This is a genomic window from Mycobacterium sp. 20KCMC460, assembly GCF_022179425.1.
Classification (GTDB): domain Bacteria; phylum Actinomycetota; class Actinomycetes; order Mycobacteriales; family Mycobacteriaceae; genus Mycobacterium; species Mycobacterium kiyosense.
The window spans coordinates 111,880-136,816 of sequence record NZ_AP025524.1 but is presented as its reverse complement, the minus strand read 5'-3'; the positions used below and the strand labels follow the sequence as shown (position 1 = coordinate 136,816).

The 24,937-nt window shown below is 67.3% G+C and carries 29 protein-coding genes and 3 tRNA genes; 19 read left to right on the top strand and 13 right to left on the bottom strand.

Going from position 1 to position 24,937, the window contains the following annotated elements; genetic code table 11:
* Nucleotides 1-75 precede the first annotated feature (75 nt).
* Both MKCMC460_RS00705 and MKCMC460_RS00700 read right to left on the bottom strand, forming a co-directional pair.
* Nucleotides 76-537 (bottom strand): DUF4334 domain-containing protein, encoded by a 462-nt coding sequence (locus tag MKCMC460_RS00705; protein WP_236978989.1) that lies wholly within the window; start codon nt 535-537, stop codon nt 76-78.
* Nucleotides 534-1,604: a pyridoxal phosphate-dependent aminotransferase gene (locus MKCMC460_RS00700; RefSeq protein WP_236978987.1), complete on the bottom strand. Its 1,071-nt coding sequence runs from the start codon at nt 1,602-1,604 to the stop codon at nt 534-536. The genes MKCMC460_RS00705 and MKCMC460_RS00700 overlap by 4 nt, the downstream gene beginning before the upstream one ends.
* An 82-nt stretch (nt 1,605-1,686) precedes the next feature.
* Here MKCMC460_RS00700 and MKCMC460_RS00695 point away from each other — a divergent pair.
* A tRNA-Ser gene (locus MKCMC460_RS00695) sits at nt 1,687-1,778 on the top strand.
* A gap of 29 nt (nt 1,779-1,807) precedes the next feature.
* Nucleotides 1,808-1,880: transfer RNA gene (locus MKCMC460_RS00690), tRNA-Arg, on the top strand.
* Between the two features lie 108 nt (nt 1,881-1,988).
* Here the strand turns inward: MKCMC460_RS00690 and MKCMC460_RS00685 are convergent.
* Nucleotides 1,989-2,129, bottom strand: coding sequence for a hypothetical protein (locus MKCMC460_RS00685; protein ID WP_236978985.1), 141 nt, complete (start codon nt 2,127-2,129; stop codon nt 1,989-1,991).
* 25 nt (nt 2,130-2,154) lie between these two features.
* Nucleotides 2,155-3,186, bottom strand: coding sequence for a phosphotransferase family protein (locus MKCMC460_RS00680; RefSeq protein ID WP_238305190.1), 1,032 nt, complete (start codon nt 3,184-3,186; stop codon nt 2,155-2,157).
* Nucleotides 3,187-3,348: 162 nt separating this feature from the next.
* Between MKCMC460_RS00680 and MKCMC460_RS00675 the strand changes: the two genes are divergently transcribed.
* Nucleotides 3,349-4,287, top strand: a complete 939-nt coding sequence (locus MKCMC460_RS00675; RefSeq protein ID WP_238305188.1) for a class I SAM-dependent methyltransferase — start codon at nt 3,349-3,351, stop codon at nt 4,285-4,287.
* A 72-nt stretch (nt 4,288-4,359) separates the two neighbouring features.
* Here MKCMC460_RS00675 and MKCMC460_RS00670 read toward each other — a convergent pair whose 3' ends face one another.
* A complete protein-coding gene (locus MKCMC460_RS00670; protein ID WP_238305187.1) occupies nt 4,360-5,187 on the bottom strand; it encodes a hypothetical protein in 828 nt (275 codons plus the stop codon).
* A 258-nt stretch (nt 5,188-5,445) separates the two neighbouring features.
* Between MKCMC460_RS00670 and MKCMC460_RS00665 the strand changes: the two genes are divergently transcribed.
* The 4 genes from MKCMC460_RS00665 to MKCMC460_RS00650 all read left to right on the top strand — a co-directional run bounded on the left by MKCMC460_RS00665 (nt 5,446) and on the right by MKCMC460_RS00650 (nt 8,212).
* Nucleotides 5,446-5,697, top strand: coding sequence for a hypothetical protein (locus MKCMC460_RS00665; RefSeq protein WP_236978984.1), 252 nt, complete (start codon nt 5,446-5,448; stop codon nt 5,695-5,697).
* Between the two features lie 12 nt (nt 5,698-5,709).
* Nucleotides 5,710-5,865: a DUF6131 family protein gene (locus MKCMC460_RS00660; RefSeq protein WP_236978982.1), complete on the top strand. Its 156-nt coding sequence runs from the start codon at nt 5,710-5,712 to the stop codon at nt 5,863-5,865.
* A 150-nt stretch (nt 5,866-6,015) separates the two neighbouring features.
* Entirely contained in the window at nt 6,016-6,720 is a 705-nt protein-coding gene (tcrX, locus tag MKCMC460_RS00655) for a two-component system response regulator TcrX (protein ID WP_238305937.1), read from the top strand.
* Nucleotides 6,698-8,212, top strand: a complete 1,515-nt coding sequence (locus MKCMC460_RS00650; RefSeq protein WP_236978980.1) for a cell wall metabolism sensor histidine kinase WalK — start codon at nt 6,698-6,700, stop codon at nt 8,210-8,212. The genes tcrX and MKCMC460_RS00650 overlap by 23 nt, the downstream gene beginning before the upstream one ends.
* Before the next feature lie 2 nt (nt 8,213-8,214).
* Here the strand turns inward: MKCMC460_RS00650 and MKCMC460_RS00645 are convergent, their stop codons facing one another.
* Nucleotides 8,215-8,688 (bottom strand): lipoprotein LpqH, encoded by a 474-nt coding sequence (locus tag MKCMC460_RS00645; protein ID WP_236978978.1) that lies wholly within the window; start codon nt 8,686-8,688, stop codon nt 8,215-8,217.
* A gap of 144 nt (nt 8,689-8,832) precedes the next feature.
* Here MKCMC460_RS00645 and MKCMC460_RS00640 point away from each other — a divergent pair, with 144 nt between their 5' ends.
* Nucleotides 8,833-10,713: an alkyl/aryl-sulfatase gene (locus MKCMC460_RS00640; protein ID WP_238305186.1), complete on the top strand. Its 1,881-nt coding sequence runs from the start codon at nt 8,833-8,835 to the stop codon at nt 10,711-10,713.
* 16 nt (nt 10,714-10,729) lie between these two features.
* On the opposite strand, the gene MKCMC460_RS00635 is transcribed toward MKCMC460_RS00640, so the two are convergent.
* Genes MKCMC460_RS00635 through MKCMC460_RS00615 form a run of 5 tightly spaced genes read right to left on the bottom strand, consistent with a single transcriptional unit; the run spans nt 10,730 to nt 15,444 of the window.
* The gene (locus tag MKCMC460_RS00635) at nt 10,730-11,698 is read right to left on the bottom strand and encodes an NADPH:quinone oxidoreductase family protein (protein WP_236978976.1); all 969 of its coding nucleotides are present in this window, start codon (nt 11,696-11,698) and stop codon (nt 10,730-10,732) included.
* Entirely contained in the window at nt 11,698-12,300 is a 603-nt protein-coding gene (locus MKCMC460_RS00630; protein ID WP_236978974.1) for a TetR/AcrR family transcriptional regulator, read from the bottom strand. The genes MKCMC460_RS00635 and MKCMC460_RS00630 overlap by 1 nt, the downstream gene beginning before the upstream one ends.
* On the bottom strand, nt 12,297-13,604 hold the full coding sequence (locus MKCMC460_RS00625) for an acyl-CoA dehydrogenase family protein (RefSeq protein WP_236978972.1): 1,308 nt from the start codon (nt 13,602-13,604) through the stop codon (nt 12,297-12,299). Before MKCMC460_RS00625 ends, MKCMC460_RS00630 begins: the two co-directional genes overlap by 4 nt.
* 15 nt (nt 13,605-13,619) lie before the next feature.
* Entirely contained in the window at nt 13,620-14,384 is a 765-nt protein-coding gene (locus tag MKCMC460_RS00620) for an SDR family NAD(P)-dependent oxidoreductase (RefSeq protein ID WP_238305185.1), read from the bottom strand.
* Nucleotide 14,385: 1 nt separating this feature from the next.
* Entirely contained in the window at nt 14,386-15,444 is a 1,059-nt protein-coding gene (locus tag MKCMC460_RS00615; RefSeq protein ID WP_238305184.1) for a phosphotransferase family protein, read from the bottom strand.
* A gap of 85 nt (nt 15,445-15,529) precedes the next feature.
* Here MKCMC460_RS00615 and MKCMC460_RS00610 point away from each other — a divergent pair, with 85 nt between their 5' ends.
* Nucleotides 15,530-16,135 carry a histidine phosphatase family protein gene (locus MKCMC460_RS00610; protein WP_236978971.1) on the top strand — a complete coding sequence of 202 codons (606 nt, stop codon included), beginning with the start codon at nt 15,530-15,532 and terminating at the stop codon, nt 16,133-16,135.
* A gap of 272 nt (nt 16,136-16,407) precedes the next feature.
* The gene (locus MKCMC460_RS00605) at nt 16,408-17,457 is read left to right on the top strand and encodes a phosphotransferase family protein (RefSeq protein ID WP_236978969.1); all 1,050 of its coding nucleotides are present in this window, start codon (nt 16,408-16,410) and stop codon (nt 17,455-17,457) included.
* A 7-nt stretch (nt 17,458-17,464) separates the two neighbouring features.
* Here MKCMC460_RS00605 and MKCMC460_RS00600 read toward each other — a convergent pair whose 3' ends face one another.
* Nucleotides 17,465-17,830 (bottom strand): lipopolysaccharide assembly LapA domain-containing protein, encoded by a 366-nt coding sequence (locus MKCMC460_RS00600; RefSeq protein ID WP_236978967.1) that lies wholly within the window; start codon nt 17,828-17,830, stop codon nt 17,465-17,467.
* Nucleotides 17,831-17,936: 106 nt separating this feature from the next.
* On the opposite strand from MKCMC460_RS00600, the gene MKCMC460_RS00595 reads away from it, so the two are divergent.
* The 5 genes from MKCMC460_RS00595 to MKCMC460_RS00575 are packed head-to-tail and all read left to right on the top strand — an operon-like array spanning nt 17,937 to nt 21,977.
* Nucleotides 17,937-18,866 carry an ABC transporter substrate-binding protein gene (locus tag MKCMC460_RS00595; protein WP_236984501.1) on the top strand — a complete coding sequence of 310 codons (930 nt, stop codon included), beginning with the start codon at nt 17,937-17,939 and terminating at the stop codon, nt 18,864-18,866.
* 4 nt (nt 18,867-18,870) lie between these two features.
* Nucleotides 18,871-19,974 (top strand): ABC transporter ATP-binding protein, encoded by a 1,104-nt coding sequence (locus tag MKCMC460_RS00590; protein ID WP_236978965.1) that lies wholly within the window; start codon nt 18,871-18,873, stop codon nt 19,972-19,974.
* The gene (locus MKCMC460_RS00585; RefSeq protein WP_236978963.1) at nt 19,974-20,642 is read left to right on the top strand and encodes an ABC transporter permease; all 669 of its coding nucleotides are present in this window, start codon (nt 19,974-19,976) and stop codon (nt 20,640-20,642) included. Before MKCMC460_RS00590 ends, MKCMC460_RS00585 begins: the two co-directional genes overlap by 1 nt.
* Nucleotides 20,639-21,340 (top strand): ABC transporter permease, encoded by a 702-nt coding sequence (locus tag MKCMC460_RS00580; RefSeq protein WP_236978961.1) that lies wholly within the window; start codon nt 20,639-20,641, stop codon nt 21,338-21,340. The genes MKCMC460_RS00585 and MKCMC460_RS00580 overlap by 4 nt, the downstream gene beginning before the upstream one ends.
* A 37-nt stretch (nt 21,341-21,377) precedes the next feature.
* A complete protein-coding gene (locus MKCMC460_RS00575; RefSeq protein WP_236978959.1) occupies nt 21,378-21,977 on the top strand; it encodes a putative glycolipid-binding domain-containing protein in 600 nt (199 codons plus the stop codon).
* Here the strand turns inward: MKCMC460_RS00575 and MKCMC460_RS00570 are convergent.
* Complete coding sequence (locus tag MKCMC460_RS00570; RefSeq protein WP_236984499.1) at nt 21,940-22,884, bottom strand: prephenate dehydrogenase; 945 nt, start codon at nt 22,882-22,884, stop codon at nt 21,940-21,942. The two genes, MKCMC460_RS00575 and MKCMC460_RS00570, sit on opposite strands and share 38 nt — an antisense overlap.
* A 107-nt stretch (nt 22,885-22,991) precedes the next feature.
* Between MKCMC460_RS00570 and MKCMC460_RS00565 the strand changes: the two genes are divergently transcribed.
* The 4 genes from MKCMC460_RS00565 to MKCMC460_RS00545 all read left to right on the top strand — a co-directional run bounded on the left by MKCMC460_RS00565 (nt 22,992) and on the right by MKCMC460_RS00545 (nt 24,923).
* Nucleotides 22,992-23,513, top strand: a complete 522-nt coding sequence (locus tag MKCMC460_RS00565; protein WP_236978948.1) for a tRNA adenosine deaminase-associated protein — start codon at nt 22,992-22,994, stop codon at nt 23,511-23,513.
* A gap of 116 nt (nt 23,514-23,629) precedes the next feature.
* The gene (locus MKCMC460_RS00555) at nt 23,630-24,091 is read left to right on the top strand and encodes a nucleoside deaminase (protein ID WP_236984497.1); all 462 of its coding nucleotides are present in this window, start codon (nt 23,630-23,632) and stop codon (nt 24,089-24,091) included.
* Between the two features lie 29 nt (nt 24,092-24,120).
* Nucleotides 24,121-24,210 (top strand) — tRNA-Ser (locus MKCMC460_RS00550).
* Between the two features lie 107 nt (nt 24,211-24,317).
* On the top strand, nt 24,318-24,923 hold the full coding sequence (locus MKCMC460_RS00545) for a bifunctional 2-polyprenyl-6-hydroxyphenol methylase/3-demethylubiquinol 3-O-methyltransferase UbiG (protein WP_236978946.1): 606 nt from the start codon (nt 24,318-24,320) through the stop codon (nt 24,921-24,923).
* Nucleotides 24,924-24,937 lie beyond the last annotated feature (14 nt).

Genomic DNA, 24,937 nt, shown 5'->3' with positions numbered 1-24,937 from the left:
AGCGTCACGCTGCCGCAACCGTCGGCGCCCAGCGTCACGCTGGCGTGACGTTCGGCGAGGGGGCGGCCCGGCCCGCTATACCCGCTCGAGATAGAAGTAGAAGTACCGGCCGTCGTGCACGACGCCCTTGCCGTTCATGATGCCCAGCACCGCGGTGTCGTCGACCTTCTTGAAGTGGTCGTGCACCGGTTGGCCGTCATAGACCATCGTCGCGGTGATTTCGCCGCGGAATTCCTCCAGCCACAGGCTGGCTTCGCCTTTGCCCAGCGGGACGTTGGAGAACTTGTTGCCGTCGTCGTCCAGGCACACCAGCGGCTGCACGTCGAAGACGGACTTGAACGTCTTGCCGTACCAGCGGGACTTCTCCAGCTGTCCGTTCATGGGGTGGCCGGTGACGAACTCGCCGCCCTTCCACTCACCGAGCATGCCGTCGATCGTCGCGGGCTGCAGCGTCGCCCAGAAGTCGTCGAGCTCGGCGTCCGGGATCGCGCCGGTGCGTTCCTTGAAGTCCTCGAACTGCTTACGCGCCACGCTCATCTGTTTTCTCCTCTGATCCAGCTGCGGGCGAACCGCAGCAGGGCGTCGTTTTCCTCGGTGGCCGCCGTCACGGTGACCCGGACACCGTCGGTGCCGTACGGGCGGACGATGATCAGCGCGTCGGCGGCCTGCTCCACGAAGTCCCGGGTGCGCGCGCCCAATGGCAGCCAGGCGAAGTTGGCCTGCGACGACGGTAGTTGGAAACCCGCCTCGCGCAGTGCCGTGCTGACCCGCTCGCGTTCGGCGACGACTGTGTTGGTGCGGGCCAGCAGTTCGTCGGCGGCTTCCAGTGACGCGATGGCCGCGGCCTGCGAGACGCTGGTCGCGGTGAACGGGACGTAGACCTGGTCCAGGGCGGTGATCACGTCGGGGTGGCCGACCGCGTAACCGACCCGCAGTCCCGCCAGTCCGTAGGCCTTGGAGAAGGTGCGCAGCACCACGACGTTGTCGTGGGCGCGGACCAGCCCGAGGCTGTCCGGTGCCATGCCGTCGCGGATGTATTCGACGTAGGCCTCGTCGATGGCGATCAGGATGTGTGGCGGCACCGCCTCCACGAAGCGGGTCAGCGCGTCCGGGTCGACGACGGTCGACGTCGGGTTGTTGGGATTGCACACGAAGATCAGCCGGGTGCGGTCGGTGACGGCGGCCAGCATCGCGTCGAGGTCGAAGGTGTGCTCGGTCAGGGGGATCTGGACCGGGATGGCGCCGGCGACCTGGACCTGCGGCGGGTACAGCTCGAAGCTGCGCCACCCGAAGACCACCTCGTCGCCGGCCGACGCGGAGATCTGCACCAGCTGCTGGCACAGGCTCACCGATCCGCAGCCCACCGCGACGTGCTCGGGTGCGAACTCGGGGCCGAGATGCCGGGCCAGCGCCGCCTTGAGTTGTACGCACCCGTTGTCGGGGTAACGGTTGATCAGCTCGGTGGCGTTCTCGATGGCCGCGCGGACGCTGGGCAACGGTCCGAACACCGTTTCGTTGCTGGCCAGTTTGATGGCGCCGGGGACGGTCTTGCCCGGCACGTACACGGGAAGCCCGGCCAGCGCGGGCCGCAGGCGGGCGGTCACTTCGACAGCATATGTCGCGGCTGTGTACGCTATGCCTCCGGCGGTTCCGGGTTCCTCGGTCGGGTACCCTCAGGGAGGCCAAGGAGGCGTGCCAGAGCGGCCGAATGGGGCTCACTGCTAATGAGTTGTTCCCCTCAAAGGGAACCGGAGGTTCAAATCCTCTCGCCTCCGCCACGCAACACCAGCAGGACAACTTAAGACCGGCGCCCGTAGCTCAACGGATAGAGCATCTGACTACGGATCAGAAGGTTAGGGGTTCGAATCCCTTCGGGCGCGCTTTTTCCACTTCCCCCGCGTGAACGCAGGGCGGTTCTGCCGCCTGATTTCCGCCCACATTTCACGCGAGCCCCGCAGCAGGTCGCAGGGCCAAAGCAGCTGCCGGGATCACCGATGGTGTGGTGGCGCCTCGTCGCGTAAGCGTTGCTCGTCCTGCGCCGAACGCATTTCATCCTCGTCGCTGTAGCGCTCCTGCTCCTCGCGCGTAACGCGGGGTGTCGGATCGCCGGGGGAGCGTTCGGAGGTCATCGGCCGATTATCTCAGCAGCCAGCGCTACCTCGTCTCGATCAGCCGCAGAGCCCGCTCGAACAAGTGCACGGTGGCCGCGTGCAGCTGGTCGCCGACTTCCTTTTCGGCTTTGCCGGCGCAGGCCCGCGCCAGGGTTCCTTCGATCACGATGCCCAGCTTGAAGCAGGCCAGCACGGTGTACCAGTCGATGTGCGACAGATCCCGGGTGGTGTTCTCCGCATAACGCGCCAGCAGTTCGTCGGTGCTGGCCAGCCCGTCGGTGCCGCCGAGGGCGTGACTGAACACCGAGGACCCGTCGTCCTGGCGCCAGGTGGCCAGTAGCCAGCCCAGGTCCAGCAGCGGGTCCCCGATGGTGGACATCTCCCAGTCGCAGATGGCGACCACTTCCGGGCCGGTGCGGGAGAACATCACGTTGGCGGCGTGGTAGTCGCCGTGCATGATGCCGGGCTTCCAGCTCGTTGGCCGGTTGCGCTCCAGCCAGCCCGCAACCTCCTCGATGCCGGGGATGTCCGGCCCGGGGTAGCCGTCGTACTCCTGGTAGGACTCCAGCTCCGAAAGCCAGCGCGGCACTTGGCGTTCCAGGAAGCCTTCGGGTTTGCCGTAGTCGGCGAGGCCGACCGCGACGTGGTCGACGGCGCCCAGCTTGGCCAGCGCGTCGGCCATCGACAGCCCCATGCCGTGCCGGACCTCGGCATTGCCCGCGTGCAGCGGCGGCAGGCCTTCGCCGGCGTTGAAGCCCTCGATCGGCTCCATCAGGTAGAACACAGCGTCGCCCAGCACGCTGGTGTCGTCGCAGCTGGCAATCAGGTGTGGATGCGGCACATCGGAATCGGCCAGCGCCGCCAGGACCCTGGTCTCGCGCAGGATCACGCTGTTGCTGCGGGCACGCAGATGGCGCGGCCCACGGCGCAGCACGTAGGAGCGGCCGGATCGGGTGAAGCGCAGCATCACGTTCTGGGTGCCGCCGGTGATGGCGGTGACATCCTGCAGCGGGCCTTCGCCGAGCCCCTGGGTCGACATCCACCGAGCCACCGCGTCCAGGTCGACCGACGTCATGATGTGGCCCGCGGGGTCTGCGCCCAGATCATCCCGTCCCGCTGGGCGGACACCGGCGTGTGAGTCATGCTGCTCCTATGCAACCTGTCTACCGTCTGGCAAAAAGCGTAGGGGACTCTTGAAGGGCGTTTGCCACTCAGGTCGGCTGGAAGAATGGGCGGCATGCCGCGTACCGACAACGATTCCTGGGACATCACCGAAAGTGTCGGCGCCACCGCTCTGGGTGTGGCCGCCGCCCGCGCCGTCGAAACCGAGAGCGACGACCCGCTGATCCGAGACCCGTTCGCGCGGGTGTTCCTGGATGCCGCGGGCGAAGGGGTGTGGAGCGTCTACGCCAACCCGGAGTTGCTGTCCGGTGCGGCCGAGGTGGAACCGGAAGTGGTTGCGCGGGTGCGGTTGATGGTCGACTTCATGGCGACGCGCACCGCGTTCTTCGACGAGTTCTTCCTCGGCGCCGCCGATGCCGGTGTTCGGCAGGTGGTGATACTGGCATCGGGGCTGGACTCGCGGGCCTGGCGGCTCCCCTGGCCGGACGGCACCGTCGTATACGAACTGGACCAGCCGCGCGTCCTGGACTTCAAGGCCACCACCTTGCGCCGGCATGGCGCCCAGCCCACGTCGCAGCTGGTGAGCATTCCGGTGGACCTGCGCCAGGATTGGCCAAAGGCATTGCAGGAGGCCGGGTTTGATGCGTCCAAGCCGTCAGCTTGGTCGGCCGAGGGCTTGGTGCGGTACCTACCCGCCCAGGCTCAGGACCTGTTGTTCGAGCGCATCGACGCGCTCAGCCCGTCGGGCAGCTGGTTGGCCTCGAACGTTCCCGGCGAAGGCTTCCTGGATCCCGAGCTGGTACGACGGCAGCGTGCGGACATGCGACGGATGCGTGCGGTGGCCGCGCAACTGGCCAATGTCGAGGTCGAGGACCCCGACGACCTCTGGTACGCCGAGGAGCGCACCCCGCTGGCCGACTGGTTGCGGGAGCGTGGCTGGCAGGTGTCGGCGCAGACCTTCGCGGAGTTGCTGGCCCGATATGGCCGCGACGCCGGTGGTGAGCGGGAAAACTCGCTGCCGCCAACCCTTTTTGTGTCCGCCCAGCGTCCGTAAGCGCGGCGTCACCATCAGCGGACGTCCCGCCCAGCTGTTTGATTATTGAAAACCGTTGTCCGCCAACATATTTCAGCTCGAGGGTCGAGGGCTCTGCACGTCCTTTTTGATTTCCGCGATCGCGTCGACAGGGGTGAGATTCTGGCCCTGGCTGTTTTGGCCCAGCTGTGGCCAGCCCGCGCCCCCGGGTCCGCGCAGCTGATCCCAGATCTCGCGCACCTTGGTCAGCAACTCCGTCTGTTCCTCGTCGCTGAGCGCCATCAGCGGTCCTCCGTTCGCGGTGATGCCGCACGCGGCGGCGAATTGTTGCGGTGTCAGCCCGTCGGCGGAATTCATGTCGCACCGGCCGAATGGCAGCGCGCCCTGGGGCAGATTCGGGCTGTAGCCCGAACCGTCGGTGTACTGGTGGGCCACCTGGCCGGGCAGGTTGGGGTTGGAGCCGTATCCGGCGGCCACCAACCGCAACCCATCTGGGCGCACCCGCCACATGTTGTAGAAGTCATAGGCGTTGGCGTAGCCGATGATTCGCGCTGCCGAGCCGGCGTAGTCCGCCAGGTTCCAGTACAGCGGGTTGATCCAGCCCGACCCGTCGCCGGCCGGGTTGCCGCCCGATTCGACGTCGAGCATCAGGGCCACCCGCGGGTGCAATCCGCCTTGTGCGTCGATTGCCGAACGCACCGTATCGGCGGTGGCCTGCCAATTCGGGCGCACGTAGGTGTAGACGATGCCGAACGCCAGCCGGCCACTGTCCAACGCGGTGCGCATCCAGGCGTAGTTGCGCGCGAAGTTGTGGTCGACGTAGGTGCCGTCACTGACGCGAATCGAGAGCACCTGGTACGGATACGAGTCATCCACGGGCACTTGGTATTCCGAGACATCCGCGAACAACGTGTCGGTCACGGTGCCGTTATCCCCCTTTGCCGCAATGGTTGTCGCACCATGCTACCGAGACAAGACCGGCGCTCGCGCCAGCGGGGAGGTACCGGCAGCGGCTCGGGCGTACAAGTTCTCCGGCGCGTCGAATGCGCGCGCCGTCTGGTGTTCCGGGCCGACGTCGTGGGTCGGCACCGCAGATTCTACGCGCAGTCCAGGTTTAGGTACGAGTGCAACGGGCAAAGCTCTCGGCACGGGAATTGTATCGGGACAACGGAGGAAACTATGGTTCGCGGTCGCGGAATTCTGGGCGCAATTGTGCTGGTGTGGCTGCTCATAGGGATCCTCGCAGCCTGGCAGCGCGACTATTTCAAAGGTGAGGAAACCAGTTGTGCCTCACTGGGAACCGTTGCGGTGACGGTCATTGCCGGGCCACTGAATTACATGGGCGTGAATCCGAAGGTAAAGGATTGCCACGCACCACGCCTGCCGCAACCCAGCGCAATGCATTCAATCGAACTCATCCCTGCTAGGTAAAGGAAAATCACAATGATTCTCGTCGGTGCACTCCTGCTCATCCTCGGATTCGTTTTCGGCGTCCATCTTTTGACGGTGCTCGGCGTGGTGCTGCTCGTCGTCGGTGCGGTGATGTGGGCCATGGGCTCCATCGGCCGCCCGGTGGCCGGCCGGCGCTACTGGTATTAAACGACCCACCATGAAACGGTCGCGTGATCGCAATGCGGTCACGCGACCGTTTCATAGCAGCCACACAGCAACGCCATAGCCTCGGCCTAAGGGAATACCCGGATACTGGATCGCGTGGCGTCTCCAAAAACTTCGGTCGAGCGGGTAGTGATGTGCCGCGCGGACGGCCAACCGGTCACCGTGCTGGTGGTCGACGACGAACCCGTCCTCGCGGAAATGGTGTCGATGGCCTTGCGTTACGAAGGCTGGAATATCGCGACGGCCGGTGACGGCTCATCGGCGATTGCCACCGCGCGGGCCGAACGGCCCGACGTGGTCGTTCTCGACGTGATGTTGCCCGACATGAGCGGCCTCGATGTGCTGCAGAAACTGCGGCAGGAAAACCCACGGCTGCCGGTGCTGCTGTTGACGGCCAAGGACGCGGTGGAAGACCGCATCGCGGGGTTGACCGCCGGCGGGGACGATTACGTCACTAAACCCTTCAGCATCGAAGAAGTTGTGCTGCGGCTGCGTGCGTTGCTGCGGCGCACCGGGGTGACCACCGTCGACAGCGGCGCGCAGCTGGTCGTCGGCGACCTCGTCCTCGACGAGGACAGCCACGAGGTGACCCGCGCCGGCGAACCGATCTCGTTGACCTCCACCGAATTCGAGTTGCTGCGGTTCATGATGCGCAACGCCAAGCGGGTGCTGAGCAAGGCTCAGATTCTGGACCGGGTATGGAGCTACGACTTCGGCGGCCGGTCCAACATCGTCGAGCTCTACATCTCCTACCTGCGCAAGAAAATCGACAACGGACGCGAACCCATGATCCACACGCTGCGCGGCGCAGGCTATGTCCTCAAGCCGGCGCGCTAGGAGGCCGGGAGTCTGGTCGCTTCGTGTGCGGCTCCTGGTTGGGCAGGTCGCCGTGCTGGCGATCGTCTGCGTGGGAATCACCGCGGCCACCGAATTGGCTTTGCGCCACCACCTGCTGGCTCAACTCGACAGCCAATTGAGCGGAACGTCCTACCGGTCGTCGCTGATGTATCCCGACCCGCCGCGCCGGCACGAATCACGCGCGGTCAAGAGCGGTCCCGGCCCCAGGTTTCTGGACGCTCCGGGCCAGCCGGCCGGCATGGTCGCAGCCGTGGTTACTGACGGCAAGACCGTCGACTCCGGTTATCTGACCAGCAGTGGTGCCCGGGCCGCGTTGACGCCGACCGCCCAGCAGCAGCTGGAACGGATCGCCGGCACCCGCTCTCCGGTGACGTTGAACCTCGACGGTCTGGGCCGCTACCGGGTGATGGCCGCGCCGAGCCGCAACCAGCAGGACCTGATCGTCACCGGCCTGTCGATGTCCAACATCGACGCCACCATGCTGCGCATGCTGGTCATCTTCGGCATCCTCACTTTGATCGCGCTGGCGGCGGCGACCACGGCCGGCGTGGTGATCATCCGGCGTGCGCTGGCGCCGCTGCGCCGGGTCGCGCAGACCGCGACCAAGGTCGTCGAATTGCCGTTGGACCGCGGCGAGGTGGAACTGCCGGTACGCGTCTCCGAAACCGACGCCAACCCCAATACCGAAGTGGGACAACTCGGTTCGGCCCTCAATCGGATGCTCGACCACATCTCCGCGGCGCTGTCCACGCGACAGGCCAGCGAGACCCGGGTCCGCCAGTTCGTCGCCGACGCCAGCCACGAACTGCGTACTCCGCTGGCCGCCATCCGCGGCTACACCGAACTGGCCCAACGCATGGGTGACGACCGGGAAGCGGTGGCGCACGCCATGAGCCGGGTGTCCTCGGAGACCGAGCGCATCACCCGACTCGTCGAGGACCTGCTGCTGCTGGCCCGGCTCGACTCGGGACGTCCGTTGGAGCGGGAACCGGTGGATCTGTCCCGGCTGGCCGTCGACGCGGTCAGCGACGCCCATATCGCTGGGCCGGACCACGAGTGGGAGCTCGATCTGCCGGCCGAGCCGGTGGTGGTGGTCGGCGACGAGGCCCGGCTGCGCCAGGTGATGGCCAATCTGCTGGCCAACGCCCGGGTGCACACCGGCGCGGGCACCGTGGTCACCACCCGGCTGACCGCCGAGCCGACGCATGCGCTGCTGCAGGTCGTCGACAACGGCCCCGGCATTCCGGCGGCGCAGCAGTCGGAGGTTTTCGAGCGGTTCGTGCGCGGCGACACCTCGCGGTCACGCAAAGGCGGCAGCACCGGGCTGGGCCTGGCGATCGTCTCCGCCGTCGTCCGCGCCCACAACGGGACGATCACGGTGCACAGCTCACCCGGCAATACCGAGTTCGCGGTGCGGTTGCCCGTGAACGGGTGGGCAACCGCACCGCCCGAGAACCCGTCGGTGAATTAGCCTCAGGGGCAGGTGACGTCGATTTCGAACGACTTCTTCACGATCGCCGTCGGATTGGCCATGTCCGCCCCGGTGGCAGTGCCGCTGATCTTGTAGCTGCTGCCGTTCTTGGTCGCTTCTGCCTTGGCATCGGGCGTTCCGGGGGCGTAGGCCAGCGAGACGCCGTTGACGTTGCCGAGCGCAACCGACTTGACCTCGGGCGGATTGGCGTCGGAGAGCACCGCGCCGATCCCGGTCGCCTGTCCGCCGATCGCGATGTTGACGGTGCCGCCGACCGTGGTGCACAGGGTGGTTCCGCTGACGTGCTGGTCCTGGCCGTCGATGAGGACCTTCGACGCGGAGGTGCCGCTGCCCCCGCCGGGGGCCGCGCTGGAGGAGCCGCTGCTCGTTGCCGGCTTGTTGTTGCTCGAACAGCCCGAAAGACCCGCCGCCACAATGGCCGCTGCAGCTGCTGCAACCGTCAGTCCACGCTTCACCTGTGCTCCTTTGCCCGAGGAAACGATCCGTCGTCGTTGAGGACCGCCCCGGCAGTATGCGACTGAACCGGACCCGGGGTCCAGGAACCGCGGAAAATTCCTCGATAGTTCGTTAACTCGGCGGACCGCAATGGTGGCAAGGTATTGGCAGTGGAGCACAAATCGCCTTCCGAGGTCATCGAGTCAGCACACGCAAATCATTCGCTGCCGGTGCACGACACCAGAGACTTCGACGACGCCGACCGCGGCTTCATCGCCGCCCTGTCCCCATGCGTCGTCAAGGCGGCCGACGGCCGGGTGGTGTGGGACAACGACCTGTACGCATTCCTCACCGGCCCGGCGCCCACGTCGGTGCACCCCAGCCTGTGGCGCCAGTCCACACTGGCGGCCAAGCAAGGCCTCTACGAAGTGGTTCCGGGCATCTACCAGGTCCGCGGTCTGGATATCTCCAACATCAGCTTCGTCGAGGGCGACACCGGCGTCATCGTCATCGACCCCCTGGTGTCCACCGAGACCGCCGCCGCGGCGCTGCAGTTGTACCGGACCCACCGAGGCGGGCAACGTCCCGTCGTCGCGGTCATCTACACCCACAGCCACGTCGACCACTTCGGTGGCGTACTGGGGGTCACCTCACAGGCCGACGTCGATGCCGGCAAGGTCGCAGTGCTGGCTCCGGAGGGCTTCACGGCGCACGCGGTCCAGGAGAACGTGTACGCGGGTCCGGCCATGACGCGCCGCGCCACCTACATGTACGGGGCGCTGTTGGACCGCGGCCCGCAGGGGCAGGTGGGAAGCGGTCTCGGTCAGGTTGCCTCGACCGGGGAGGTGGCCCTGATCGTGCCCACGGTAGACATCCGGTCGACGGGGGAGACGCACACCATCGACGGCGTGCAGATCGAGTTCCAGATGGCACCGGGCACCGAGGCGCCCGCCGAAATGCACTTCTATTTCCCGCAATTCCGCGCTCTGTGCATGGCCGAGAACGCCACCCACAACCTGCACAACCTGTTGACGCTGCGTGGAGCGCTGGTCCGCGATCCGCATGCCTGGGCGGGGTATCTCACCGAGGCCATCGACACCTTCGCCGACCGCGCCGACGTGGTGTTCGCCTCCCATCACTGGCCGACGTGGGGCCGCGACCGCATCGTCGAATTCCTCTCGCTGCAACGGGATCTCTACGCCTACCTGCACGACCAGACGTTGCGGCTGCTCAACCAGGGCTACACGGGCGTTGAGATCGCCGAAATATTCGAAATGCCACCGGCTTTGGACCAAGCTTGGCATGCCCGCGGCTACTACGGTTCGGTGAGCCACAACGTCAAAGCGGTCTACCAACGCTACATGGGCTGGTTCGACGGCAACCCGGGCCGGCTCTGGCCGCACCCGCCCGAGGCGCTGGGGCCCCGCTATGTCGAGGCCATCGGCGGCCTGGACCGTGTGGTCGAACTCGCCCAAGGCGCGTTCGACGAAGGTGATTTCCGTTGGGCGGCAACACTGCTCGACCACGCGATGTTCACCGACGAGCAGCACGGCGAGGCCCGTCGGCTGTATGCGGACACCCTGGAACAACTGGGCTATGGCGCCGAGAACGCGACCTGGCGCAACTTCTTCCTCAGCGGCGCCACCGAACTACGGATCGGCAACTTCGGCACCGCCACCAGCGTCACGTCGCCGACGTTGCTGGCGCAGCTGACGCCCGAGCAGGTGTTCGACAGCCTGGCCATCCGGGTGAACGGTCCCCGCAGCTGGGATCTCGACGTCACCATCGACGTCACGTTCACCGATGTGGACACCAACTACCGTCTGGCCCTGCGCAACGGCGTGCTGGTGCATCGCCGCGTCCCCGCCGACCCGGCCACCGCCACCGTTACGATCAAGCTGGCCAACAAGGTTCGGCTGTTGCTGGTGGCGATCGGTGATTTCGACTCACCGGGGCTGGAGCTCTCGGGCGACCGGTCGGCGCTGCAGTCCCTGATCGCGGTGCTCGATGCGCCCGACCCCGACTTCAACATCGTCACGCCCTAGTCCGCTTGCTGCGCGGTCAGGCGACGTCGATGATGACCTTGCCCAGCACCTTCCGGTCCGCGACGTAACGCAACGCGGCCGCGGTCTGCGCCAACGGGAAGCGGGCGCCGATGTACGGCCGAATCTTGCCGTCGGCGAACATCTTTGACAGCTCGGCCAGGTCGCGGACGCATTCGTCGGGGTAGTCGCTGAGGAAGGTGCGGATCTCCATGCCGCGGACCGTAATGTCCTTGAGCATCACCAGATTCAGCGGAATCGCCGGGATTGTTCCCGCGGCGTAGCCGAGGGTGACGAAGATGCCGCCGCGGGCCAGCCCGCGCAGCGCCGGTTCGGCATAGGATCCGCCGACCGGGTCGAGCACCACGCGGGCCCGATCTTCGGTGAGTTCGCGGATACGCAGCTTGAGGTCCTCGTTGTCGTAATCCACGGTGGCCTGCGCGCCACGCTCCCGACACAGTTGCAGCTTCTCCGGGCTGGACGCCGCGGCCAGCACGTGTGCGCCCATCGCCACGGCCAGGTCCACCGCGGCCAGGCCCACCCCGCCGGCCGCGCCGAGCACCACGACCCAGTCACCCGCCTTGACTTCGGCCACCGAGCGCAGGGCGTGATAGGCGGTGCGGTAGGTCACGCCGAATGCAGCGGCCGACCCGAAGTCGACGCCGTCGGGGACCACATCTGCGACCGACCCGTCGAGCAGCGCGAGTTCGGCGAACGCGCCGTACGTCGTGCCGAACACCCGCTGGCCCACGTCGAACGTCGCGCCTTCGCCGACGGCCACCACCTCGCCGGCGATCTCGTTGCCGGGTATGAACGGCGGCGGAATCTTGACCTGGTACTTGCCGGCGACGAACAGCACGTCGGGAAAGTTAACCGCCGCGGCGTGCACCCGCACCAGCACCTGCCCGGGCGCCGGTACCGGGTCGGCCACCTCGGTGAGCACCAGATCCTCCGGGGGACCGTAGGCGTTGCAGACGATTGCGCGCATCAATTCACTCCCAGACCCAGCAGACAGAACCGCACCAGGTGGCCGATGTCGTCAGGACCCGGCCGATCACCTGAGCCCACATAACGCCGCATCATCGCCACCGTGCAACCGTAGACCGCCGCCACGTCACGTTCGACATCGGCGCTGCCGAGCGCCGTCACCGGTTCGACCAACAACCCCCGCATCGGCTGCATCATTTCCTGGTCGGCGACATGCCAATTCGACATCTGCCCGGCCACCGCACGGCTCATGCTGAGCAGGTGCGGGTCGGCGACCTGAGCCAGCGCACCCTCGATCCAGCGGGCAACTTTGTCTTGGGGCCGAGACTCCTTGGCCATCTGATGTTCGAGGTAGGACACCACGATTGCGACTCCGCGCTCCATCACGGCCAGGATCAGATCGTCTTTTCCGGCGAAGTACCGGTAGAACGCCTTGTTCGACGAGCCGGCCTCGGCCACGATGTCGCTGACCCGCGGCGGCTCGGGGGCCACCCGCTCCATCACCCGCACCGCGGCGTTAAGGATGCGTTCCACCTCCTCGGTGGCGCCGCGCTGCCGGTCGTCGAGCGCCCGCCCGACGGCCGCGGCGACCCTGCCGTTCACGGCGAATCAGGCAGCGCCGGAACGCGATCCACCAGTCCGGCGTATTTCTTGCGGGCCGCTTCACGGCGGACATCCAGCATCTCGCTGGGCCACTCGCCTTCCTCGGCCTGGTAGCCCTTGAGCAGCATCCGAGCCAGGTTGACCTTGTGCGCCTCGGTGGGACCGTCGGCCAGGCCCAGCGCGATACCACCCAGCAGGGTGTTGACCAGTGGCAGCTGGTCGCTGAGCCCCAGCGCGCCGTGGACCTGTATCGCGCGCATACCAATGGATTTGAGCACCTGGGATGCCAGGATCTTGCAGGTGGCGATCTCGGCGCGGGCGGCACGTTCATCGCCGTTGTCGATCAGCCACGCGGCGTGCAGCACGGTCAGTCGGAACGGTGTCAACTCGGTGTAAGAGTCGGCGATGAACTCCTGCACCATCTGCTTCTCGGCCAGCAAACCGCCTTGGGTGAAGCGGCTTTTCGCACGCCGCGACATCATCTCGACGGCCCGCTGCGCCACCCCGAGCGAGCGCATCGCGTGGTGTAGCCGGCCACCCGCCAACCGGGTTTGCAGGATCAGGAATCCTTGGCCGGCCTCGCCCAGCAGCGCGTCCGGTCCTACCCGGACGTCGTCGTAACGGACCAGCGAGTGTCCCGGCTCGTGGGGGTCCGCACCGACCAGGTGATGGTTGGCTTCGATGGTGAGACCCGGTGTCCCGGCCGGGATCAGGAAGGTCGATGCGCCGTGGTGCACGGGCACGTCGGGATCGGTGATCGCCACGACGATGAAGAACGATGCGATCGAAGCGTTGGAGGAGAAGAACTTTCGGCCGTTGATCACCCAGTCGTCGCCGTCGCGCACCGCACGCGTGGTGAACACCCGCGGATCGGCTCCGCCCTGCGGCTCGGTCATCGAGAAGCAGGAGAAGATCTCACCGGACAGCAGTCCGTCCAGGTAGCGGTCCTTCTGTTGCTGGGTGCCGAAGCGGGCGAGGATCTCGGCGTTGCCGGTATCGGGTGCTTGCGTTCCGAATACTATTGGCGCCCAAGGACTACGGCCCAAGATCTCGTTGATCAGCGTCAGCTTGACGGCACCGAAGCCCTGCCCTCCCAGTTCGGGTCCCAAGTGCGGCGCCCACAGGCCCTGGTCGCGGACTTGCTGTTTGAGCGGGTCGACGATGCGGCGGCGTTCGTCGTCCAGCGGCAGGAACTCACAGCCGGGGAACAGCACCTCGAGCGGCTCGACTTCCGCACGGACGAACTGGCGCACCCACTGCAGCTTCTTCTCGAACTCCGGTTCGGTAGAGAAATCCCACGCCATCGATCGTTCCTCTCGTTAGGGGATGCCGCCGTCGGCTCGCAGGATCGAGCCGGTGGTGAAACTGGATGCGTCCGACGCCAGAAACAATGCAGCGCCGACGATTTCGGACGGATTGCCGGCGCGCTTGAGCGACAGGTGTTCGAACGGATTTCGGGTGGCCTGGTCGAGATTCCAGGCTTTGCTGACGTCGGTGAGGAAGGGTCCGGCCATCAGTGTATTGACCCGCACCGCCGGCCCGAACGCCTTCGCCAACGCCTCGGTCATCGCATTCAACCCGGCTTTCGCGCACGCATACGGAATGATGTCGGGCGTCGGTCGCAGCGATCCGGCGGTGCTTACGTTGATGATCGAGCCGCGCCCGGCAGCCACCATCCGCTCACCGACCAGCGCCGAAAGCCGAAACGGCCCTTTGAGATTGAGGTTGAGCACCGAATCGAACAGCTTCTCGGTGACGTCGGTGAGCTTGTCGTACAACGGCGACATGCCGGCGTTGTTGACCAGGACGTCGACCTTGCCGAACGCGTCATAGCTCGCCTCGACCAGCCCGTCGAGCTGATCCCACCGGCCCACGTGCACCTGGTATGGCATTGCGGTGCGGCCGGTCTCGGACTCGATCTCGTTGGCGACGGCCACGCAGTTGTCCAGGTTGCGGCTGGCGATCACCACGTCCGCACCGCAGCGGGCCGCACCGAAAGCGACCTCGCGGCCCAGCCCTCGGCTGCCGCCGGTGATCAGCACCACTCGGTCGGTCAGGTCGAAAAGTTGCTCGGCGTAACCCATTTCAACGGGCCTTGGCCGGCAGCGAGCGGGCCATCTCGGCCGCGGTGGCAATCAACTGCGGGATCATCGCTGCGAACGCGTCCTTGATCTTCGGATCGACTCTGCCGGTGCGCACGCCGGCAGCATACGTTTTCTCCAGCACGATGCCCAGCTTCCAGTTGGCCAATACCAGGTAGTAGTCGATGTTCTCGGTGGACAGTCCGCTGAGTTTCTCGTAGTGGTCCAGCAATTCGCTGCGCTTGGGCATGCCGGCCATGTCCAGATAGAAGCCATCGGCGCGCGGTTCTTCCCCGTCGTAACCCAGCAGCGACCACGCCAGGTCGAGCAGCGGATCGCCGACGGTGGTCATCTCCCAGTCCACGATCGCGGCCAGTCGTGCCGGGGCTCCGTGGGCGAACATCACATTGGCGAACTGGTAGTCACCGTGCATGATGCCCGGCTTATAGCGCGCCGGACGATTGCGGCGCAGCCAGTCGGCGGCCTCGTCCAGTCCGGGCAACTCACGCACTTTGTAAGCGTCCAGGAATGCCAGCCACCGGTCCACCTGCCGGTCGTGGAAACCGTCCGGGCGACCGAAGCCCTCGAGACCCTGGGCGCGCCAGTCCACCCGGCCGAGTTTGGCGGCGCCTTCGACAAGCTGGAACGCCAGTTCACGACGGGCGGACAGATCGGTGTCGAACGGCTCAGCCCAGCCGCCGTCCATCGGGCTCCACCCGTCGATGGCGGTCATCACGTAGAACGGCAGGCCCAGCACCGAGCCGGTCTCGTCGGCCGCGATCAACTCCGCGTGTGGAACGTCGGTGCCGGACAGCGCCCGGACCAGCCGGATCTCGCGCAGCAGCCCGTTGATGCGGGCGGCGTCGGCGCGGGGGCCGGGCATCCGCAGCACCATGCGTTCCGGTCCGCGCCGGACCAGGTACAGCGTGTTCTGCGATCCGCCGCTGAGCTGCTCGAGAACGGGCTCCTCACCCTGGCCGGGAGCGCCCTCCGAGTCGAGCCACCGACCGAGTGCGCCGCAGTCAAGCTGGATCCCCCTCGGTGCCGGTCGCGCATCGGTCATGGTCGCACACCTCACTCTCCATGCGGAGAATAGCATTCTCCACGGTGTTGGGAGGGCCGGATTGGCGCCATGCGAGGCTTGCCGCATGCAACTGCTTCTGGTCCGGCACGCGTTGCCGCTGCGCAGCGAACCTGGCGAGGGCGCCGACCCGCATCTGTCGGAGACGGGCTTCGAGCAGGTCGCCCGCCTGCCCGACGCGCTGTCTCGGTTTCCCATCTCCCGAGTGGTCTCCAGCCCCCAAAAGCGCGCCATCCAGACCGCCGAACCGGTGGCGCAGCACCACGGGCTGCCCATCGAGATCGACGACCGGTTCGCCGAATACGACCGCGATCTGCACTCCTACATACCGGTCGAGCAGATCAAGACCGAGTTCCCCGAGGAATGGGCGCGGATGGCGCAGGGGCATCTGCCCAGCGCGGTGGACGAGGACGCATTCCGCGCCCGGGTGCGGGCCGCCGTCGACGATCTGGTCGCCAGCGCCGAGCCCGATGAGACGATCGCGGCGTTCAGCCACGGCGGAGTGATCAACGTGGTGTTGCACGAGATGCTGGGCACCGCCCGGTTGCTGTCGTTTCCCATCGACTACACGTCGGTGACGCGGCTGTTGTTCTCCCGGGAGGGGCAGGGCACGGTGGCGAGTGTTAACGGCACCGAGCATGTGTGGGATCTGCTGCCGAGAAACCAGCGGTGATGAGTCGACGATGCGAGCCGCGTAGCGGCTTGAGGAGGAGCGAACAGATTCGGTAGGGGTGAGTCGACGATGCGAGCCGCGTAGCGGCTTGAGGAGGAGCGAACAGATTCGGTAGGGGTGAGTCGACGATGCGAGCCGCGTAGCGGCTTGAGGAGGAGCGAACAAATTCAAAGGGGTGAGTCGACGATGCGAGCCGCGTAGCGGCTTGAGGAGGAGCGAACAAATCCAAAGGTGGTAGTACAGCTCGAACCCCGCGGTGGTAAACAAGTGCGGTGACTTCGGTGGACCGACTTGACGGCCTGGACCTGGCCGCGCTGGACGGGTATCTGCGTTCGCTGGGTATCGACCGCGACGGCGAACTGCGCGGCGAGTTCATTTCCGGTGGCCGTTCGAATCTGACCTTCCGCGTCTACGACGACGCGACCAGCTGGCTGGTCCGGCGCCCGCCGCTGCACGGGCTAACGCCGTCGGCGCACGACATGAGCCGCGAATACAAAGTGGTGGCCGCGCTGCAAAACACCCCGGTTCCGGTGGCGCGCGCGATCGCGCTGTGCGAGGACGACTCCGTGCTGGGCGGGCCGTTTCAGATCGTCGAGTTCGTCGCCGGGCAGGTGGTGCGCCGGCGCGCCCAGCTGGAATCGCTGGGCCGGCGCGCCATCGACGGCTGCGTCGACGCGTTGATCCGGGTGCTCGTCGATCTGCACAGCATCGACCCGGAGTCGGTCGGGCTGGGCGACTTCGGCAAACCCACCGGCTACCTGGAACGCCAGGTGCGGCGGTGGGGCTCGCAGTGGGAGCTGGTGCGGTTGCCCGACGACCGCCGCGACGGCGACGTGGCCCGCTTGCATTCGGCGCTGCAGCAGGCCATTCCGAAGCAGAGCCGGACCTCGATCGTGCACGGCGACTACCGCATCGACAACACCATCCTGGACGCCGAAGACCCGACCATCGTGCGGGCCGTCGTGGACTGGGAGCTCTCGACGCTGGGCGACCCGATCAGCGACGCGGCGCTGATGTGCGTCTACCGCGATCCCGCGCTGGACCTGATCATCGACACCCAAGCGGCCTGGACGTCGCCGCTGCTGCCGTCCGCCGACGAATTGGCCGACCGGTACTCGTTGGTCTCCGGGCACTCGCTGGGGCCGTGGGAGTTCTACATGGCGCTGGCGTACTTCAAGTTGGCGATCATCGCGGCGGGCATCGACTTCCGCAGACGGATGTCGGCGCAGGCCGACGGCAAGGCCGAAAACTCCGACGACGTGCCCGAGGTGGTGGCGCCGTTGATCTCCCGCGGACTCGGCGAGATCGCCAAGCTGAGCTGAGCTCGGGTCAGCGCACCGCGGCGGTGAGGTTCTTCTTGGCCGCGCGGCGCAGCTGAACGATGCGCGCGGTGCCCACCGCGAAGGTGATCAGCCCGCCACCGATGGCGGCGACCAGCATCCCCACCCCCAGCGGCGTCGTCCACTGCCAACCCAGGAAGGACAGCTTGACCGGGTCCAGGTTCTGGGTGACGAAGATCAGCAGCAGGATCAGCACCAGGAAACCCATGATCAGCGACGCCCAGAGCGCACCGGCGCGGGTGAACGTGGATGCCCTGTCCTTGGGGATCGGACGGGATCGCTCTTCGGGATTAAGCGCAGGCGACTGATCGGGCGCCGGCCGTTCGGACGGCACGCCTGGGGGATTGCTGCTCATAGGTCTATCTTTCTCCCATCCTGAGCGGATTGAAACCAAACCACGCGGGAAACTCGCAGGAAGCGTTGTCCGGGCAACGGAAACGGTTAGTGTCGGCAAGGTGAGAATGCTGCGGCGCGTGGGTTTCGCCGCGGCAGGGTGGGCGGCGGCGGTGTGCCTACTCGCCGCGTGCAGCAATCCCGATCCGTTCGGCTCGGGGGCGGGCGGCCCGAAGTCCATCGTGGTCGGGTCCGGCGACTTCCCGGAGTCGCAGATCGTCGCCGAAATCTACGCACAGGCCTTGCAGGCCAACGGGTTCGAAGTCGGCCGGCGGATGGGGATCGGTAGCCGCGAGACGTACATCCCGGCGCTCAAAGATCATTCCGTGGATCTGGTGCCGGAGTACATCGGCAACCTGCTGCTCTATTTCGAGCCCACCGCCACCGCTACCCTGCTCGACGACGTGGAATTGGCGCTCTACAAACGTCTCCCGGGCGATCTGTCGCTGCTGGCGCCTGCGCCGGCCTCCGACACCGACACCGTCACGGTCACCGCGGCGACCGCAGCCAAGTGGGGACTGAAGACCATCGCCGATCTGGCCGCGCACTCCGCCGAAGTGCGCTTCGCGGCGCCGTCGGCGTTCGCGACCCGACCGTCGGGACTGCCGGGCCTCAAGCAGAAGTACGGCCTCGATATCAGCCCGGGCAATTTCGTCCCCATCAACGACGGCGGTGGCCCGGTGACGGTGCGCGCACTGATCGAGGGAAATGTGACCGCCGCCAACATCTTCAGCACCGCGCCGGCGGTGCTGCAGAATCACCTTGTGGTGCTCGAGGATCCGGACCACAATTTCCTGGCCGGCAACATTGTGCCGCTGGTGAATTCCCAGAAGAAGTCCGACCGGCTCAAGGATGTGCTGGACGCGGTGTCGGCCAAGTTGACCACGAACGGCATCGCCGAACTCAACGTCGCGGTGTCCGGCAACGGCGGCCTCGACCCCGACCAGGCGGCCCGGAAATGGTTGCACGACAACGGTTTCGACCATCCGGTCGGGTAGCGCCATGATCCGGTTCGAGAGTGTCAGCAAGGTGTTCGACGGTGGCGCCACCGCCGTCGACAACTTGAATCTCGAAGTGCCCGAAGGCAAGTTGACCGTGTTCGTCGGATCGTCGGGCTGTGGTAAGACCACCGCGCTGCGGATGATCAACCGGATGGTCGACCCCACCTCGGGCCGTGTCGTCGTAAACGGTGCCGACGTTGCGACCGTCAACCCGGTGCGGTTGCGCCGCGGCATCGGCTACGTGATCCAGAACGCGGGGCTGATGCCCCATCAGCGGGTGATCGACAATGTCGCAACGGTTCCCGTGCTCAACGGCCAGTCCCGGCGCGCCGCCCGCAAAGCCGCCTACCAGGTGCTCGAACGGGTGGGCCTGGACCCCAAGCTGGCGAATCGCTATCCGAGGCAACTGTCCGGCGGTGAACAGCAACGGGTCGGGGTGGCCCGGGCGCTGGCCGCCGACCCGCCGATCCTGTTGATGGACGAGCCGTTCTCGGCCGTCGACCCGGTGGTGCGGCACACGTTGCAGAACGAAATCCTGCGTCTGCAAGGCGAATTACGCAAGACCGTGGTGTTCGTCACGCATGACATCGACGAAGCCTTGCGGCTGGCCGACCGGGTGGCGGTGTTCGGGGCGGGCGGCGTGCTGCAGCAGTACGACGACCCGGCGCGGCTGCTGTCCCGCCCGGCCAACGAGTTCGTCTCGAAGTTCATCGGGCTGGGCCGCGGCTACCGATGGCTGCAACTGTTGAGCGCGGCCGCCCTGCCCATGCACGACATCGCGCAGATCCCGGCCACCGGCCTGGCCGCCGCCGAACCCCCCGCCGGCTGGGCGCTGGTGGTCGACGACGGCGGCGCGCCGGTGGGCTGGATCGACGCCGACGCGCTGCGCCACCACCGCGCCGGGCTACCGCTGTCGGAGGCGATGACGTCGGTCGGGTCGGTCTTCCACGTGGACGGCAACCTGAGCCAGGCGTTGGATGCGGCGCTGGCCTCGCCGTCGTCGGTGGGTGTCGCCGTCGACCGCGCGGAAAAGGTCGTCGGCGGGGTGCGGGCCGCCGACGTGCTGGCCGCGGTCGAAGCGCGCCGCAGGAGCGAGCCGGACTGATGCACTACCTGCTGACCCATTTAGGTACCGCGTGGGCGCTGACCGTGGTGCACCTGCGGCTGTCGCTGGTGCCGGTGCTGATCGGGCTGGCGGTGGCGCTGCCCCTCGGGGTGGCGGTGCAGCGCACTCCGGCGCTGCGCCGGCTGACCACGGCTGCCGCCAGCGTGGTGTTCACCATTCCGTCGCTGGCGCTGTTCGTGGTGCTGCCGATGATCATCGGCACCCGCATCCTCGACGAAGCCAACGTGATGGTCGCACTGAGCGCCTACACCGCGGCGCTGATGGTGCGCGCGGTGCTGGAAGCTCTGGATGCGGTGCCCGGCGCGGTGCGCGACGCGGCGGTCGCGCTCGGCTACTCGCCGCTGGTCCGGATGGTGAAAGTCGAACTGCCGCTGTCGGTCCCGGTGCTGGTGGCGGGATTGCGGGTGGTCGTGGCGACCAACATCGCGATGGTGTCGGTGGGTTCGGTCATCGGTATCGGCGGCCTGGGTAGCTGGTTCACCGCCGGATTCCAGATGAATAAGAGCGACCAGATCGTGGCCGGCATCATTGCGATGTTCCTGCTCGCGGTGGTGATCGACACCGCGCTGAACCTGACCGGGCGGTTGCTCACGCCGTGGGAGCGCAGCCGGGGCATCACGACGCCGTTGGTGGGCGGCGCCCGATGAGCTTCATCGGACAAGCGCTGTCCTTCCTGACCACCGCCGCCAACTGGGCCGGTCCCGCCGGACTGGCCGCCCGGATCGGTGAGCATCTGGAGTACACCGCGCTGGCGGTGGCCGCCTCGGCGCTGATAGCCGTCCCGCTCGGGCTGGTCATCGGGCACACCGGTCGCGGTCAGGTGCTGGTGGTGGGCGCGGTCAACGGCCTGCGTGCGCTGCCAACCCTGGGGGTGCTGCTGCTCGGCGTGCTGATCTTCGGGCTCGGCCTGGGCCCGCCGATTGCCGCGCTGATGCTGCTGGGAATCCCGTCGCTGCTGGCCGGGACCTATGCCGGCATCGCCAGCGTGGATCGGCTGGTGGTCGATGCGGTCCGCGCGATGGGCATGACCGAACCGCAGGTGCTGCTGCGCGTCGAGCTGCCCAACGCGTTGCCGCTGATCCTGGGCGGCCTGCGCAACGCGACGTTGCAGGTGGTCGCCACCGCGACGGTGGCCGCCTACGCCAGCCTCGGCGGATTGGGCCGCTATTTGATCGACGGGATCAAGGAACGACAGTTCGCTTCCGCGTTGGTCGGTGCGCTGATGGTGACCGGGCTGGCGCTGATTCTGGACGGGCTGCTGGCGTCGGCGGTGTGGGCGGCGGCACCCGGATCGGGACGGCTGAGCAGGACCGGACAGGTACCTAACATCACAGTTCCCGCCTAATCCGCCGCAGCGGCCGGACACGTCTTACGGTAGACGTGTGAACGCAGCCCCTTCTGATTCGAGTCCAAGCGTCTGGCCACAGATGTTGACCTGGCGCGCCCAGGACGTATCACGCATGGAATCCGTACGAATCCAGTTGTCAGGCAAGCGAATCAAGGCCAACGGCCGCATCGTCGCGGCAGCCACCGCGACCAACCCGGCGTTCGGTGCTTTCTACGAACTGCAGACCGACGAGTCCGGCGCCACCAAGCGGTTCGGGTTGACCGTCACACTGGCCGAGCGGGAACGCCAGCTTGCCATCGCCCGCGACGAAGAGAACATGTGGTTGATCACCGACCACCAGGGACAGCGGCGCGCGGGGTACAACGGCGCCCTCGACGTCGATCTGGTGTTCAGCCCGTTCTTCAACGCGCTGCCTATCCGGCGACTCGGTATTCACGAACGGGCCGAGGTGATCACTCTGCCGATGGTCTATGTGAACGTGCCGGACATGTCGGTGGACGCGGCCACCGTCAGCTACAGCAGCGAGGGCCGCTTGGACGGGATCAAGCTGCGCTCGCCGGTGGCGGACACGACGGTGACGGTCGACGCCGACGGGTTCATCGTGGATTACCCAGGGTTGGCGGAGCGGATCTGATCACTCCGCCGGCCCGGCCGGCGGCGGCCAGTTGCTGGCGCCAGTTCTCCGCGCCGACGACGACGGCGACGATGTCGTGGCGCGGGAAGCGTTCGTAGCGGGTGCGCGCGGCGTGGCCCTCGTCGACCAGGTCGGCGACCGAGCCGTTGGCGGCTAGCGAGTCGCGGGCGCGGGAGAGCAGCTCGATGATCCGGTCGGTGGCGGGCACCAACTGGTCGGCGTTGCCCTCGCACATCGCGCGCACCAGGTCCGGGGCGGTGCCTGCGACCCGGGTGGCATCCCGAAAAGACCCTGCGGCCAGCGCAAATGCCAGCGGGACTTCGCTGGCGGTGATGGCCAGCGCCTCGGCCAGCAGATGAGGCAGGTGTGAGATCGCGGCCGCGGCGGCGTCGTGCTCGTCGGACCGGGCCGGCACCACGTGCGCCCCGCAGTCCAGCGCGAGCGCCGTCACCATCGACCACACCTCGGGATCGACGTGGTCGTCGACGCTGACCACCCAGGGCGCCCGGTTGAACAGCCCGCCGTGGCCGGCGGCCCATCCCGAGTGCGCGGTGCCGGTCATCGGATGTCCGCCGACGAACCGGTCCAGCAGGCCGGCCTCGGTCACCGCCGTAAGCACCGCCGTCTTGACGCTGGTGACGTCGGTCAACGGGCAGTCGGGCGCGGCCTCCCGGACGTGGCCGAGCAGGTGCGGCAGGGCGGGCATCGGGACGGCCAGCACGATCAGGGCGTCGCGGTCGGCGGCACGGGCCAACGCCTCGCCGAGGTCGGTGGTGGCGTCGAACCCGTCGGCCCGGGCGCCCGCAGCACCCTCCACCGAACGGTTGTAGCCGAAAACTTCGCGGCCGGCGCTCGCCGCCGCCCGCACAATCGATCCCCCGATCAGGCCCAGACCGAGTACGCACACCGGTGGACTACTCACAGGATCAAGGGTGGCACAGGCACGGTTGCGGTGGGACGCCCGTCCCGGCTTCGTCTGGCCACGGGCCAGGTCAGGGACTAGCGTAGGCGCCCATGGGCGCACAACGGGCTTCAGCAACAGGCCCGTCCGCGGACACTCCGGACGGCTTCGGCGTTGCGGTGGTACGTGAAGAGGGTCAGTGGCGCTGTGCGCCGATGGGCGCCAAGGCGCTGACCAGCCTTTCGGCCGCCGAAACCGAGTTGCGCGAGCTGCGCAGCGCCGGCGCGGTCTTCGGGTTACTCGATATCGACGACGAGTTCTTCGTCATCGTGCGACCCGCGCCTGCCCGGACCCGGCTGCTGTTGTCGGACGCCACCGCGGCGCTGGACTACGACATCGCCGCCGAGGTGCTGGACAGCCTGGACGCCGAGATCGATCCCGAGGACCTGGAGGATTCCGACCCGTTCGAGGAAGGCGACCTGGGGCTGCTGTCCGACATAGGGCTGCCCGAGGCAGTGCTCAGCGTGATCCTCGACGAGACCGACCTCTACGCCGACGAGCAGCTGGGCCGGATTGCCCGGGAGATGGGCTTCGCCGAGCAGTTGTCGGCGGTGATCGACCGCCTCGGTCGGTGACCGCAAGCGCGGCGGAGCCGGGTGCTGCGGGTCGCCGCCATCAGTCGGGGTCGGTGACCGCAAGCGCGGCGGAGCCGGGTGCTGCGGGTCGCCGCCATCAGTCGGGGTCGGTGAGTCTGTCCGTTTCCGACGAGGATCTGATCCGTGCCGCGTTGGTGGTGGCCGGGACGGCCGGCCCGCGGGACGTGCCGATCGGCGCGGTTGTCGTGGGGGCCGACGGCACCGAGCTGGCGCGGGCGGTCAATGCCCGCGAGTTGTTGGGTGACCCCACCGCGCATGCCGAGATTCTGGCGCTGCGGGCGGCGGCCTCGGCTCTGGGCGACGGGTGGCGTCTGGAAGGTGCGACGCTGGCGGTGACGGTCGAGCCGTGCACCATGTGCGCTGGGGCGTTGGTGCTGGCCCGGGTGGCCCGGCTGGTGTTCGGGGCGTGGGAGCCCAAGACCGGTGCGGTGGGGTCGCTGTGGGATGTGGTGCGGGACCGGCGGCTCAATCACCGCCCCGAGGTGCGCGGCGGAGTGCTCGCTGCAGAGTGCGCGGCGCCCCTGGAAGAGTTCTTCGCCCGTCAGCGATTGGGGTGATGGGCGTGTGGTTCGGTAAGCTGCTCGGCGGTGGCGTGTCCGAGCGGCCTAAGGAGCACGCCTCGAAAGCGTGTGACGGCTAAAACCGTCCGAGGGTTCAAATCCCTCCGCCACCGCCAACTTTTTGCCCGCGAATGCGACCGGGCTGCGATTGCTAGCCCCGACCTTCGCAGTCGGGTAGCACTCGCGGTGCGACAGGTATTAGGCCGTCTACAAGAATGAGGTCATGGTCGAGCAGAGCCTCTGGATGCAGAGGGTCAGCGCCGATCCCCAGCATTCGCACTGGTATGTGGAGCGTTTCCGTTCGAAGGCCCGCGCCGGTGAGGACCTGGACGGCGAGGCACGCCTGGTGGACGCGGTGGCACCTCGCGGTGCCCGCATCCTCGATGCCGGGTGCGGTCCGGGCCGAGTGGGCGGATATCTGGCCGCCGCCGGTCACGATGTGGTCGGCGTCGACGTCGATCCCGTCCTCATCGCGGCGGCCGAGCAGGACCATCCCGGGCCACGCTGGCTGGTCGGCGATCTGGCCGAACTCGACCTACCCGCCCGTGGCATCAGCGAACCCTTCGACGTGATCGTGTCGGCCGGCAACGTCATGACCTTCCTCGCTCCGAGCACCCGAGTCGAAGTACTGCGCCGGCTGCGCCGCCATCTGGGCGCGGACGGGCGGGTCGTCATCGGTTTCGGCGCCGGTCGCGGCTACGAGTTCGGACAGTTTTTCGACGACGTTCCGCGCGCCGGGTTGGTGCCCGAGCTGTTGTTGTCCACCTGGGATCTGCGCCCGTTGGCCGACGACTCGGACTTCCTGGTCGCGCTGCTCCGCAAGGACTGAGCCGTCCGGCCCGG